This window comes from Pseudaminobacter soli (ex Li et al. 2025) (assembly GCF_029892515.1).
GTDB lineage: Bacteria > Pseudomonadota > Alphaproteobacteria > Rhizobiales > Rhizobiaceae > Pseudaminobacter > Pseudaminobacter soli_A.
In genome coordinates this window covers 1,643,834-1,657,014 of the sequence record NZ_JARXVF010000001.1, presented here as the reverse complement: position 1 = coordinate 1,657,014, position 13,181 = coordinate 1,643,834, and the positions used below count along the sequence as shown (strand labels likewise).

Genomic DNA, 13,181 nt, shown 5'->3' with positions numbered 1-13,181 from the left:
GTTCAGGGAGACCAAGATGGTAGTCAGTGCGAACAGACTTGAACTGCTGCAGATCGCCGATGCGGTTGCGCGTGAAAAGTCGATCGACAAGCAGATCGTCATCGCCGCCATGGCTGACGCGATCCAGAAGGCCGCGCGCTCGCGCTACGGTCAGGAAACCAATATCCGCGCCGACATCAATCCCCAGACCGGTGAGATGAAGCTGCAGCGGCTGATGGAAGTGGTGGAGAACGTCGAGGACTACGCGACGCAGATCTCGCTGCTTTCGGCGCGGGAGCGCAATCCCGACGCCCAGCTCGGCGACTTCATCGCCGAACAGCTGCCGCCGATGGATTTCGGCCGCATCGCCGCCCAGTCGGCCAAGCAGGTCATCGTGCAGAAGGTGCGCGAGGCCGAGCGCGACCGTCAGTATGACGAATACAAGGACCGCATCGGCGAGATCGTCAACGGCACGGTCAAGCGCGTCGAGTACGGCAACGTCATCGTCGACCTCGGCCGCGGTGAGGCGATCATCCGTCGCGACGAACTGATCCCCCGCGAAAGCTACAAGTACGGCGACCGCGTCCGCGCCTATGTCTACGACGTGCGCCGCGAGCAGCGTGGCCCGCAGATCTTCCTGTCGCGTACGCATCCGCAGTTCATGGCCAAGCTCTTCACCATGGAAGTGCCGGAAATCTACGACGGCATCATCGAGATCAAGTCGGTTGCCCGCGACCCGGGTTCCCGCGCCAAGATCGCCGTCATCTCGCGTGACAGCTCGATCGACCCCGTTGGCGCCTGCGTCGGTATGCGCGGTTCGCGCGTCCAGGCCGTCGTCGGCGAGCTGCAGGGCGAAAAGATCGACATCATTCCGTGGTCGCCTTCGGCCGCGTCCTTCATCGTCAACGCGCTGCAGCCGGCGGAAGTCGCCAAGGTCGTTCTGGACGAGGAAGCGGAGCGCATCGAAGTCGTGGTGCCGGACGACCAGCTGTCGCTGGCTATCGGTCGCCGCGGTCAGAACGTGCGTCTCGCCTCGCAGCTGACGGGCTGGGACATCGACATCCTGACCGAGCAGGAAGAGTCCGAGCGTCGCCAGAAGGAATTCGTCGAGCGCTCGACCCTCTTCATGGAAGCCCTCGACGTCGACGAGATGGTCGGTCAGGTGCTGGCTTCGGAAGGCTTCACCTCGGTTGAGGAAGTGGCTTACGTCGATGCCGATGAAATCGCCTCGATTGACGGTTTCGACGAGGACACCGCATCTGAGATCCAGACCCGTGCCCGCGAATATCTCGACAAGATCGAGGCCGAGCACGACGGCAAGCGCCGGGAGTTGGGCGTTGCCGACGAGCTGCGCGAGATTCCGGGCATCACCACCGCGATGTTGGTGGCTCTGGGTGAAGACGGCGTGAAGACGATCGAGGACTTCGCCGGCTATGCGGTCGACGATCTCGTCGGCTGGAAGGAGCGCAAGGATGGCGAGACCAAGTTCTATCCGGGCGTTCTGGCGAGCTTCGGCGTCACCCGCGCCGATGCCGAGCAGATGGTCTTGGCCGCGCGTCTGAAGGCCGGCTGGATCACCGAGGAAGAGGCTGCCGCCGATGAAGGCGAAGCCGAAGCCGCCGGTGAGTAAGTTGACCGCGCATCAACCTGGATATGACCTTGGAAGAGATGAACGATCGTACCTGCATTGTCACGCGCAAGACCGCCGAGCCGGATGAACTCATCCGTTTCGTGGTCTCGCCCGATGGCGTGGTCGTTCCTGATCTGAAGAGAAAGCTTCCCGGTCGAGGTTGCTGGGTCACCGCTGATCGCCTACATGTAGACAAGGCCGCGGGCAAAAATCTTTTTGCCCGCGTTTTCAAGAAGGGTGTCACCTTGCCGCCGGATCTCGGCGCGATGGTGGACAGCCTCCTTGCAAAGTCGGCGCTTGGCGCCTTGGGCCTTGCTCGCAAGGCCGGCGCTGTTGCTCTCGGTGCCACAAAGGTGGAAAGTGCCGTACGCAGCGGCCGCGCGCTTCTCGTGCTTCATGCTGAGGAAGCGGCGGCAGATGGCCTGCGCAAGATTACTCAGGCGCGACGGGCCACAGCATATGCTGGTGGGCCCGAGACCTATGCTTACAAACTTTTTTCGGAAGCCGATTTGAGTTTGGCATTGGGGGCCACAAATGTGATACATGCAGCCGTTCTCGCCGACGACGCGGGAAGAGCGGCGGAGAAGCGCATGGTTGCGCTCGACCGTTACCGGGGCGGATCCTCGGAAGACCGGGCAATGTTTGCGGCAATTGCTGACGAAGATGATGCCGCAGAGGATATGGAATGAGCGATACGAAATCGGGTGACGACAACACTTTGAGCGTCAACACGAAGAAGACCTTGACGTTGAAGCGTCCCGGCGTTGAGCAGGGTACGGTGCGTCAGAACTTCTCGCATGGACGCACCAAGTCGGTCGTCGTCGAGACCAAGAAGCGCAAGTTCACCATGCCCGGCGAAAAGCCGGAGCCGGCACCCGCCCCCGTGATCGCGCCTAAGCCGCAGGTCCAGGCCGCTCCCCCGGTGCAGCAGGCTCCCCGTCCGGCTCCGAGGCCCGCGCCCGTTGAGCGTTCCGGCATGGTCCTGAACGAACTGTCGAACAGCGAGATGGAAGCGCGCCGCCGCGCCCTCGAAGGTTCGATCGCTCGTGAGGCCGAAGACCGCGCCCGCGCGGCCGAAGAGACCAAGCGTCGCCAGGAAGAGGACGAGCGCCGTCGCCGCGAGCGCGAGGAATCGGCTCGCCGCCAGGCTGAAGAGGAAGCCCGCATTCAGGCTGAGGCCGATGGCCGCCGTCGTGCCGAGGAAGAAGCCCGCCGTCGTGCGCCGCAGCAGCAGGTCGAGGCCGCAGACGACGAGCCCCAGGTCAAGAGCAAGAGTGCACCTTCGCCGCGTACCAGCGTCGGTGGTGGTGGCGCTGCTGCTGCCGCCCCGGCCAAGCGGGTCGTTGCGCCCGAGATCGCGCGCCCGACGAAGACCAAGGGCGAGGACGATCGCCGCCGCGGTAAGCTGACGCTGAACACCGCCACCTCGGACGATGGCGACGCCGCGCGCTCGCGTTCGCTGTCGGCCATGCGCCGTCGTCAGGAGAAGTTCAAGCGCGCCATGCATCAGGAGCCGCGCGAGAAGATTTCGCGCGAAGTGGTGCTGCCCGAGACCATCACCATCCAGGACCTTGCGGCCCGTATGGCCGAACGCGCCGTGGACGTCGTGAAGTTCTTCATGAAGCAGGGCCAGATCCTGAAGCCGGGCGACGTGATCGACGCCGACACGGCCGAGCTGGTTGCCGGCGAATTTGGCCACACGGTTCGCCGCGTTGCCGATTCCGACATCGAGGAAGGCCTGTTCGACATTCCGGACCGTCCCGAAGACATGGAGTCGCGTTCGCCGGTCGTCACCATCATGGGCCACGTCGACCACGGCAAGACCTCGCTGCTCGATGCGATCCGCAACGCCAATGTCGTGTCCGGCGAGGCCGGCGGCATCACCCAGCACATCGGTGCCTATCAGGTCGAGAAGAACGGCCAGAAGATCACCTTCATCGATACGCCGGGCCACGCGGCCTTTACCGCGATGCGTGCCCGCGGCGCGCAGGCGACCGACATTGCCATCCTGGTGGTGGCTGCCGACGACAGCGTGATGCCGCAGACGATCGAGTCGATCAGCCACGCCAAGGCTGCCGGCGTGCCGATCATCGTGGCGATCAACAAGATCGATAAGCCGTCTGCCGATCCGCAGAAGGTGCGCACCCAGCTTCTGCAGCATGAGGTGTTCGTCGAGTCGATGGGCGGTGAAGTTCTGGACGTCGAAGTTTCGGCGACCAAGGGTACCAATCTCGACAAGCTGCTCGAGGCGATCCTCCTGCAGGCCGAAGTGCTCGACCTCAAGGCCAATGCGAACCGCACGGCCGAGGGCGTGATCATCGAAGCCAAGCTCGACAAGGGCCGCGGCCCGGTCGCCACCGTGCTGGTGCAGACCGGCACGCTGCTGGTCGGCGACATCGTCGTGGCCGGCAACGAGTGGGGCCGCGTTCGCGCGCTGGTCACCGATCGCGGCGACCACGTCAAGGAAGCGCTGCCCGCGACCCCGGTGGAAATCCTCGGTCTCCAGGGCACGCCGCAGGCTGGCGACCGCTTCGCGGTGGTCGACAACGAGGCCAAGGCGCGCGAGATCACCGAATATCGCCAGCGCAAGGCGCGCGACAAGGCAGCCGCACGGCATGCCGGCCAGCGCGGTTCGCTCGAACACATGATGTCGCAGTTGCAGTCCAGCGGCCTGAAGGAATTCCCGCTGCTCATCAAGGCTGACGTGGCGGGCTCCGTGGAAGCGATCGTGGCCGCGCTCGACAAGCTCGGCACCGACGAGGTGCGTGCGCGCATCGTACACGCTGGCGCCGGTGGCATCACCGAGAGCGACGTTTCGCTCGCCGAGACCTCTGGTGCCGTGATCATCGGCTTCAACGTGCGTGCCAACCCGCAAGCGCGTCAGGCTGCCGAGGCCGCTGGCATCGACATCCGCTACTACAACATCATCTACAGCCTGGTGGATGACGTTAAGGCGGCCATGTCGGGCCTGCTGTCGCCGGAGCGTCGCGAGACCTTCATCGGCAATGCCGAGATCCTCGAGGTGTTCCACATCACGAAGGTCGGCAAGGTCGCTGGCTGCCGCGTCACGGAAGGCAAGGTGGAGCGTGGTGCGGGCGTGCGCCTGATCCGCGACAACGTCGTCATCCACGAAGGCACGCTGAAGACGCTGAAGCGCTTCAAGGACGAAGTGTCCGAAGTGCCGGTCGGCCAGGAATGCGGTATGGCCTTCCAGAACTACGAAGACATCCGCCAAGGCGACATCATCGAGTGCTTCCGCGTCGAGATGGTGACCCGGACGCTCTGATAGTCGTCCGCGTTTAGCTGGTTAGACATGCCGTACGGTGGCGCCTTGCGCCGCCGTACGGCGAATTGGCTTTTTGTGCCTGCGGTTTGACCCCGCACTCCAATCAGGATTGCACCCAATATGTCACGTTCTACCTCTTCCGGGCCTTCCCAGCGCCAGCTGCGCGTTGGCGAGCAGGTGCGACACGCTTTGTCCGAAGTGCTGCATCGTGGCGAAGTGCGCGACGATCTGATCGAGACGACTGTTATCTCGATCTCCGAAGTGCGCATGTCGCCGGACCTGAAAATCGCGACCGCTTTCGTCTCGCCGCTCGGCGCGCCTGACGACAAGGCAGTCGTCGAAGCGCTCAACCGTCATGCGCGCTTCATCCGGGGCCGCGCGTCGCACTCGCTCAGGCAGATGAAATACATGCCCGAGTTCCGTTTCAGGCTCGATACGAGCTTCGACAACTTCACCAAGATCAATGAACTGCTCAAATCCCCGGAAGTGCAGCGGGATTTGGGTGCCGACGACGACAAGGAGCAAGAAGAAGAATAATGGGTCGCCGAGGCAAGAAAAAAGGCCGGCCGGTTTCGGGCTGGGTCGTTCTCGACAAACCGGTCGGGATGGGCTCGACCGAAGCCGTCTCCAAGATCAAATGGCTTTTCCAGGCCGAAAAGGCCGGCCATGCCGGCACGCTCGACCCGCTCGCATCCGGAATGCTGCCGATCGCGCTGGGCGAGGCGACCAAGACCGTGCCTTATGTGATGGACGGCGCCAAGGTTTATCAGTTCACCGTCGCCTGGGGCGAGGAGCGCTCGACCGATGACCTCGAAGGCCCGGTCACCAAGACCTCCGACAAGCGTCCGACCGAGGCGGAAGTCCGCGCGCTGCTGCCGAAATACACTGGCGTGATCATGCAGACGCCGCCGCAGTTCTCCGCCATCAAGATCGCTGGCGAACGCGCCTATGATCTGGCCCGCGAAGGCGAGACCGTAGAGATTCCCGCGCGCGAAATCGAAATCGGGCGGCTCGAGATCATCGAAACCACCGCCGAAGGGCACACCGTGTTCGAGATCGAATGCGGCAAGGGCACCTATGTCCGCTCGCTGGCGCGCGACATGGGCCGCGACCTTGAATGCTATGGCCATATCGCAGCACTGCGCCGCGTGGAGGTCGACCCCTTCACGGAAGAGGATTTCGTCACGATTGCGGAGCTCGAGGCTGCGGCCCCTTCCGCAGAAGACCGGAACTCCGGCGCTGACCTCGATTTCGCCGCGCTCGACGACTTTGTGCTCGATACGGGCGCAGCACTCGAATGCCTGCCGCAGGTCGCGCTGACTGACGACGCGGCAACCAAGGTCAGGCTTGGCAACTCGGTCATCATCCGTGGGCGCGATGCGCCGCTGGAGGCCGAAGACGCCTGCGTGACCGCGCGCGGCAAGCTCGTGGCGATCGGTGCCATCGAGGCGGGCATGTTCAAGCCGCGTCGGGTGTTCACCGTCTGAGGCGCTGATTCGGCCAGTTTGCATTAGCTCTGGCCTTTCTGCCTGTTTTGGACTATACGCGCCGCAGCATTGTGCCAAAGTGGCGCTATGTGCATCGGCCCCTGCTGGACGACATCCCGGCTGCGGGCATCTTGTTTCCCCAGATCGAAAGGAAAAACGCGATGTCGATTACTGCCGAACGCAAGACGCAACTGATCGCAGAATTCGCTACCGCCAAGGGTGACACCGGTTCGCCGGAAGTCCAGGTTGCGGTTCTCTCGGAGCGTATCAAGAACCTGACCGAGCACTTCAAGGACCACAAGAAGGACAATCACTCCCGCCGTGGTCTTCTGGCTCTGGTTTCGCAGCGCCGCAGCCTGCTTGATTACCTCAAGCGCAAGGATGAGGCCCGCTACCAGACGCTGATCGAAAAGCTCGGCCTGCGTCGCTAAAGCTCTGACCGGCGGATCCCACAAAGGTCCGCCGGTCTGCCATTCGGACCCGGCAGAAGTATCGGGTTCGCGGGTGTCCAGATGCCGGACATGCAAGAATTCATCCGGCAAATCAGGCGCCAACCGTTTCGATCAGGCAGAGGGCCGGTCGAAACGCCCATGGGACCGGTCATGGGGCAGGATTGCAGGATGCCTGGCGCGTCGCCTCGACGCATCGAGTCCAGACCTCCCGTTGTCTTGCCCGTGGCTCGTCCAGAACAAGCCAGGGAAGAATGCGCGCGCGATAGCGCGCTGCCCTTCCCGCATTTGAAGGACATGACATGTTCAATCACCACAAAGTGGAAATCGAGTGGGCGGGTCGCCCGCTTACCCTCGAGACCGGCAAGATCGCCCGTCAGGCTGACGGCGCCGTGCTTGCGACCTACGGCGAGACCGTCGTCTTGGCCACCGTCGTTTCGGCCAAGGAGCCGAAGCCGGGCTTCGACTTCTTCCCGCTGACCGTCAACTACCAGGAAAAGACCTACGCTGCCGGCAAGATCCCTGGCGGCTATTTCAAGCGCGAAGGACGTCCGAGCGAAAAGGAGACGCTGGTTTCTCGCCTGATCGACCGCCCGATCCGTCCGCTCTTTGCCGACGGCTACAAGAACGACACGCAGGTTGTCGTCACCGTTGTCCAGCATGATCTGGAAAACGATCCGGACATCCTGTCGATCGTGGCCACCTCGGCCGCGCTGACGCTTTCGGGCGTGCCGTTCATGGGCCCGATCGGCGGCGCCCGCGTCGGCTACGTCAATGGCGAGTATGTGCTCAACCCGCATATCGACGTGATGCCGGAATCGAAGCTCGATCTCGTCGTCGCCGGTACGGGCGATGCCGTGCTGATGGTCGAGTCGGAAGCCCAGGAGCTTCCCGAAGACGTCATGCTCGGCGCCGTCATGTTCGGCCACAAGGGTTTCCAGCCGGTCCTCGACGCGATCATCAAGCTGGCTGAAGTGGCTGCGAAGGACCCGCGCGACTTCACCTCACCGACCTATTCCGAGCTCGAGACCGAAATGCTCGCCGTCGTCGAAAGCGATCTGCGCGAGGCCTACAAGATCGTCGACAAGCAGGCTCGTTATGCCGCCGTCGACGCTGCCAAGGCCAAGGTCAAGGCTGCTTTCGCCGCTGAAGGCGAAGAGGCCCCGAAGTGGTCGGCTGAGCAGGTTGCCACCGTGTTCAAGGAACTCCAGGCCAAGATCGTGCGCTGGAACATCCTCGACACCGGCAGCCGCATCGACGGCCGCGACCTCAAGACCGTCCGTTCCATCGTGTCGGAAGTCGGCGTTCTGCCGCGCACGCACGGTTCTTCGCTGTTCACCCGCGGTGAGACGCAGGCCCTGGTCGTTGCCACGCTCGGCACCGGCGAGGACGAGCAGTATGTCGACGCGCTGACCGGCATGTACAAGGAGACCTTCCTCCTTCACTACAACTTCCCGCCCTATTCGGTCGGCGAGACCGGCCGCATGGGTTCGCCCGGCCGCCGCGAGATCGGCCACGGCAAGCTCGCCTGGCGCGCCGTTCACCCGATGCTGCCTGCCGCCGAGCAGTTCCCCTACACGCTGCGCGTCGTCTCGGAGATCACCGAGTCCAACGGCTCGTCGTCGATGGCGACGGTCTGCGGCACCTCGCTGGCTCTGATGGACGCTGGCGTGCCGCTGCAGAAGCCGGTTGCCGGCATCGCCATGGGCCTGATCAAGGAAGGTGACCGCTTCGCCGTTCTGTCGGACATCCTGGGTGACGAAGACCACCTCGGCGACATGGACTTCAAGGTTGCGGGCACCACCAACGGCATCACCGCGCTGCAGATGGACATCAAGATCAACGGCATCACCGAAGAGATCATGAATGTCGCGCTCGGCCAGGCCAAGGATGGCCGCCTGCACATTCTGGGCGAGATGTCCAAGGCGCTTTCCGAGGGCCGCAAGGAACTCGGCGAATTCGCGCCGCGCATCGAGGTCATGCACATCCCGACCGACAAGATCCGCGACGTGATCGGCTCGGGCGGCAAGGTTATCCGCGAGATCGTGGAAAAGACCGGCGCCAAGATCAACATCGAGGACGACGGCACGGTCAAGATCGCTTCGTCGAACGCCAAGGAGATCGAGGCGGCCAAGAAGTGGATCCACACCATCGTGGCCGAGCCGGAAGTCGGCGAGATCTACGAAGGCACGGTCGTCAAGACCGCCGACTTCGGCGCTTTCGTGAACTTCTTCGGCCCGCGTGACGGCCTGGTCCACATCTCCCAGCTCTCCAACGAGCGCGTTGCCAAGACCACCGACGTCGTCAAGGAAGGCCAGAAGGTCTACGTCAAGCTCATGGGCTTCGACGAGCGCGGCAAGGTCCGCCTGTCGATGAAGATCGTCGACCAGGAGACCGGCAAGGAAATCGTCAAGGAAAAGAAGTCCGAAGACGAGGAAACCGCCGCCTGATCCAGGCAGCCTTTTGACAATTCGAACGGGCGCCCCGAAAGGGCGCCCGTTTTCGTTTGGGCACTCTAACCCGGTGCGAAGCGCTCCGCAGGCGAGTTTTCGTTTGCATGATTGGGTCGGAACCGCCTAGGTGCCCACATGACCCGCGATGCGCTAAAAACCCTGTTCCACCCCTTCGAGGCCGAGGCACTGCCGCCACCCGGCAAGAGTGAGCGCGTGCTGTTTCTCGGCGCGGAGCCCGGTATTCGCATGCCTGAGGGGTTTGAGGCCGAACTGTCCCATGTCCAGGGATTTCGCCCCTGGTTCAGGCCGCTGGAGGCTTCAGGAAGCCGCGTGACGCCTTTGCCGGAAGGAGAGGGCTACCACGCAGCCCTGGTGCTCTGTGGCCGTCACAGGGGCGCCAATGAGGTTCTGATCGCCGAGGCTTTTGAGCGGGTAGGAGAGGGCGGTCTGATACTGATCGCAGGCAGCAAGGACGATGGCATTGCCAGCCTGCGCAAGCGCCTGGGCGAGCTTGTGCCGATCGAAGACCAATTGCCCAAGCATCATGGCATCGCCTTCTGGCTGCGGCGTCCTGCGGAAGTAGCGAGCATTGTCGAACAGCTGCAGGCCGGCAATGGCGAGCGGCTGCTTGACGGACGGTTCGCCACCGCGCCCGGCATGTTCTCGGCCGACGAGATCGATGCCGGCTCGCGGCTCCTGGTGGAGAACCTGCCAGACAAGGTTTTTGGGGCGGTGGCCGATTTCTGCGCCGGTTGGGGTTTTATTGCCGCCGAACTTGCCGGGCGCTTCCCGAAGCTCTTCACGCTCGACCTCTACGAGGCGGACTTTTCTTCGCTCGAAGCGGCCAAACGCAATCTGGCAGCGACCGGTTCGATGCAGAAGAACTTCTTCTGGCACGATCTTCTGGGCGAGCCGGTTTCACGCCGCTACGACTTCATCTTCATGAATCCGCCCTTCCACCAGCGCCGCACGGCCGAGCCGGATATCGGGCAGGGCATGATCAAGGCGGCTGCAGCGGCCCTCAAACCCGGCGGCCGGCTCATCATGGTGGCCAATCGCCAGCTGCCTTACGAGAAGACGCTGTCGCAGGTTTTTGCCACGCAGCAGGAACTGGCGCGCAACAGCCTGTTCAAAGTGTTGAGCGCGCGGCGCTAAAGCGTGATCCTGAAAAGTTGCAGACTTTTCGGACAAGATCATGCTTCGAGAACAAAGCTGCGCCCAAAAGAAAACGGCCGGGCTGAGCCGGCTGTTTTCGCGTTCGAGCAGAGTGTGCCCGATTATTCGTGGTTGGTCTGCTTCAGCTCGTCCAGCGTCGGCATCGAGACGATGTGATAGCCCGAATCCACATAGTGGATTTCGCCGGTCACGCCCGAGGACAGGTCCGAAAGCAGATAGAGCGCCGAGCCGCCGACTTCGTCGAGGGTAACCGTGCGGCGCAGCGGCGAATTGCGCTGCTGGTAGGAGAACATGTAGCGCGCGTCGGAGATGCCGGCGCCCGCCAGAGTGCGCACCGGGCCAGCCGAGATCGCGTTGACGCGGATGCCACGCGGGCCGTAGTCGTCGGCCAGATAGCGGACGCTGGCTTCGAGGCCCGCCTTGGCCACGCCCATGACGTTGTAGTTCGGCATGACGCGCGTGGAGCCCGCATAGGTCAGCGTCAGCATCGAGCCGCCGTCGTTCATCAGGCCTGCCGCGTTGCGCGCAATTTCCGTGAACGAGTAGCAGGAGATCACCATCGTGCGGATGAAGTTTTCACGCGTGGTGTTGGCGTAGAGGCCCTTAAGCTCATTCTTGTCCGAGAAGCCGATAGCGTGGACGACGAAGTCCAGCCCGCCCCATTCGTTGCCAAGCGTCTCGAAGACGGAGGTAACGGAGGCGCTGTCCTCGACGTCGCAAGGCAGGATCAGCGAGGCGTTGACCTGATCGGCCAGCGGCTTGACGCGGCGGCCGAAAGCCTCACCCTGATAGGTGAAGGCCATCTCGGCCCCGTGCGCGTGAAGCTGCTTGGCAATGCCCCAGGCAATAGAATGGTCGTTGGCGACGCCCATGACGAGGCCGCGCTTGCCTTTCATCAAACCTTCCATTGGAAGTATATCCTCAGCCGTTGTAGCGCTGGAACACCAGCGTGGCATTGGTGCCGCCGAACCCGAAGGAGTTCGAGAGAACCGTGTCGATCTTGGCGTTGTCGATGCGCTTGCGCACGATCGGCATGCCCTCGAATTCGGGATCGAGTTCCTCGATGTGAGCGCTTTCGCCGATGAAGCCGCCCTGCATCATCAGGATCGAGTAGATCGATTCCTGCACGCCGGCTGCACCCAGCGAATGGCCGGTCAGCGACTTGGTCGAGGTGATGTTAGGCATCGTCTCGCCGAACACTTCGCGGATCGCGCCCATCTCCTTCGAATCGCCCACCGGCGTCGAGGTGCCGTGCGTGTTGATGTAGTCGACCGAGCCGGAAACGGTAGACAGCGCCTGCTTCATGCAGCGGATCGCGCCTTCACCCGAGGGGGCAACCATGTCGTAGCCGTCCGAAGTCGCGCCATAGCCGACGATCTCGGCATAGATCTTGGCGCCGCGCGCCTTAGCATGCTCCAGCTCTTCCAGAACCAGCACGCCCGCGCCGCCGGCGATGACAAAGCCGTCGCGGTTGACGTCATAAGCGCGCGAGGCAACCGAAGCGCGGTCGTTGTACTTGGAGGACATCGCGCCCATGGCGTCGAACAGGTCCGACATCGTCCAGTCGAGATCCTCGTGGCCGCCGGCAAAGACCATGTCCTGCTTGCCCCACTGGATCAGCTCATACGCATTGCCGATGCAGTGCGCCGAGGTCGAGCAGGCCGACGAGATCGAGTAGTTGACGCCGTGGATCTTGAACCAGGTGGCGAGCGTGGCGGACGCCGTGGACGACATCGCCTTCGGCACAGCGAACGGTCCGATGCGCTTGGGGCTGTTGTTCTTGAGCGTCGTCTCGGCCGCCTCGACGATGGTGCGGGTGGACGGTCCGCCCGAACCCATCACGATGCCGGTGCGCTCGTTGGTGATCTCGCCCTGCTCGAGGCCGGCGCTGGCGATAGCCTGTTCCATGGCAACATGGTTCCAGGCGCCGCCCTTGGAGAGGAACCGCATGGCGCGGCGGTCGACAAGCTCGGTTGGATCCAGGGTTGGCGCTCCCCAAACCTGGCAACGGAAGCCGTGCTCGGCAAAGGATTCCGAGAAGCTGATGCCGGATTTGGCGTCCCGCAGCGATGCGGTCACCTCATCGGCATTGTTTCCGATGGACGATACGATACCGAGGCCCGTGACAACGACACGTCTCATGTGTGCTCCTTCGTGCTGCGAGGCCCTGAATCAGGCCGCTGCTGCTTCCTTGAACAGGCCGACGCGAAGGTCGGTGGCCTTGTAGATGGTTTCGCCGTCGGCCTTTAGCCAGCCGTCGCCGATGCCGAGCACCAGGCGACCGCGCATGACGCGCTTGAAGTCGACGCCGTACTCGACCTTCTTGTTGGCAGGGGTGACCATGCCGGTGAACTTCACTTCGCCGGTCGACAGCGCGCGGCCCTTGCCGGGTTCGCCAAGCCAGCCGAGGAAGAAGCCGGAAAGCTGCCACAAGGCGTCGAGGCCGAGGCAGCCGGGCATGACCGGATCCTTGATGAAGTGGCAGGGGAAGAACCAGAGGTCGCGGGAGATGTCGAGCTCAGCGCGGACAAACCCCTTGTCGAACTCGCCGCCGGTGTCGCTGATCTCGGTGATCCGGTTGAACATCAGCATCGGCGGGTAGGGAAGCTGTGCATTGCCGGGGCCGAACAGTTCGCCGCGGGCGCAGGCAAGCAATTCCTCGTACTCGTAGCTGGATTTCGAAACCGCCATGAATTCCTTCCCCGTCTGGCTTCCGGGCGC

The 13,181-nt window shown here is 63.2% G+C and carries 11 protein-coding genes; 8 read left to right on the top strand and 3 right to left on the bottom strand.

The features are described 5' to 3' along the window. Positions 1–16: 16 nt before the first annotated feature. From nusA to M2281_RS07895, 8 genes are all read left to right on the top strand, one after another. Complete coding sequence (gene nusA / locus M2281_RS07930) at positions 17–1,609, top strand: transcription termination factor NusA (RefSeq protein ID WP_280820517.1); 1,593 nt, start codon at positions 17–19, stop codon at positions 1,607–1,609. A gap of 38 nt (positions 1,610–1,647) precedes the next feature. Next, complete coding sequence (locus tag M2281_RS07925) at positions 1,648–2,298, top strand: RNA-binding protein (RefSeq protein ID WP_280821151.1); 651 nt, start codon at positions 1,648–1,650, stop codon at positions 2,296–2,298. After that, the gene (gene infB, locus M2281_RS07920) at positions 2,295–4,895 is read left to right on the top strand and encodes a translation initiation factor IF-2 (protein ID WP_280820516.1); all 2,601 of its coding nucleotides are present in this window, start codon (positions 2,295–2,297) and stop codon (positions 4,893–4,895) included. Before M2281_RS07925 ends, infB begins: the two co-directional genes overlap by 4 nt. Positions 4,896–5,015: 120 nt before the next feature. Beyond that, entirely contained in the window at positions 5,016–5,432 is a 417-nt protein-coding gene (gene rbfA, locus M2281_RS07915) for a 30S ribosome-binding factor RbfA (RefSeq protein ID WP_280820515.1), read from the top strand. Beyond that, positions 5,432–6,382, top strand: a complete 951-nt coding sequence (gene truB, locus M2281_RS07910) for a tRNA pseudouridine(55) synthase TruB (RefSeq protein WP_280820514.1) — start codon at positions 5,432–5,434, stop codon at positions 6,380–6,382. Before rbfA ends, truB begins: the two co-directional genes overlap by 1 nt. Positions 6,383–6,543: 161 nt before the next feature. After that, a complete protein-coding gene (gene rpsO / locus M2281_RS07905) occupies positions 6,544–6,813 on the top strand; it encodes a 30S ribosomal protein S15 (protein ID WP_280820513.1) in 270 nt (89 codons plus the stop codon). Positions 6,814–7,133: 320 nt separating this feature from the next. Beyond that, positions 7,134–9,281 (top strand): polyribonucleotide nucleotidyltransferase, encoded by a 2,148-nt coding sequence (pnp, locus tag M2281_RS07900; protein ID WP_280820512.1) that lies wholly within the window; start codon positions 7,134–7,136, stop codon positions 9,279–9,281. Between the two features lie 138 nt (positions 9,282–9,419). Beyond that, on the top strand, positions 9,420–10,439 hold the full coding sequence (locus M2281_RS07895) for a class I SAM-dependent methyltransferase (protein WP_280820511.1): 1,020 nt from the start codon (positions 9,420–9,422) through the stop codon (positions 10,437–10,439). 122 nt (positions 10,440–10,561) lie between these two features. On the opposite strand, the gene fabI is transcribed toward M2281_RS07895, so the two are convergent. The 3 genes from fabI to fabA are packed head-to-tail and all read right to left on the bottom strand — an operon-like array spanning position 10,562 to position 13,151. After that, positions 10,562–11,368, bottom strand: a complete 807-nt coding sequence (gene fabI, locus M2281_RS07890) for an enoyl-ACP reductase FabI (RefSeq protein ID WP_280820510.1) — start codon at positions 11,366–11,368, stop codon at positions 10,562–10,564. A gap of 13 nt (positions 11,369–11,381) precedes the next feature. After that, positions 11,382–12,602 carry a beta-ketoacyl-ACP synthase I gene (fabB, locus tag M2281_RS07885; RefSeq protein WP_280820509.1) on the bottom strand — a complete coding sequence of 407 codons (1,221 nt, stop codon included), beginning with the start codon at positions 12,600–12,602 and terminating at the stop codon, positions 11,382–11,384. Positions 12,603–12,632: 30 nt separating this feature from the next. Continuing rightward, on the bottom strand, positions 12,633–13,151 hold the full coding sequence (gene fabA / locus M2281_RS07880) for a 3-hydroxyacyl-[acyl-carrier-protein] dehydratase FabA (RefSeq protein WP_280820508.1): 519 nt from the start codon (positions 13,149–13,151) through the stop codon (positions 12,633–12,635). Between the last annotated feature and the right edge of the window lie 30 nt (positions 13,152–13,181).

Coding starts and splice junctions, on each gene's coding strand:
- pnp (WP_280820512.1), top strand. CDS start 7,134: ATGTTCAATCACCACAAAGTGGAAATCGAGTGGGCGGGTCGCCCGCTT.
- rbfA (WP_280820515.1), top strand. CDS start 5,016: ATGTCACGTTCTACCTCTTCCGGGCCTTCCCAGCGCCAGCTGCGCGTT.
- fabA (WP_280820508.1), bottom strand. CDS start 13,151: ATGGCGGTTTCGAAATCCAGCTACGAGTACGAGGAATTGCTTGCCTGC.
- truB (WP_280820514.1), top strand. CDS start 5,432: ATGGGTCGCCGAGGCAAGAAAAAAGGCCGGCCGGTTTCGGGCTGGGTC.
- M2281_RS07925 (WP_280821151.1), top strand. CDS start 1,648: ATGAACGATCGTACCTGCATTGTCACGCGCAAGACCGCCGAGCCGGAT.
- infB (WP_280820516.1), top strand. CDS start 2,295: ATGAGCGATACGAAATCGGGTGACGACAACACTTTGAGCGTCAACACG.
- rpsO (WP_280820513.1), top strand. CDS start 6,544: ATGTCGATTACTGCCGAACGCAAGACGCAACTGATCGCAGAATTCGCT.
- nusA (WP_280820517.1), top strand. CDS start 17: ATGGTAGTCAGTGCGAACAGACTTGAACTGCTGCAGATCGCCGATGCG.
- fabI (WP_280820510.1), bottom strand. CDS start 11,368: ATGGAAGGTTTGATGAAAGGCAAGCGCGGCCTCGTCATGGGCGTCGCC.
- fabB (WP_280820509.1), bottom strand. CDS start 12,602: ATGAGACGTGTCGTTGTCACGGGCCTCGGTATCGTATCGTCCATCGGA.
- M2281_RS07895 (WP_280820511.1), top strand. CDS start 9,420: ATGACCCGCGATGCGCTAAAAACCCTGTTCCACCCCTTCGAGGCCGAG.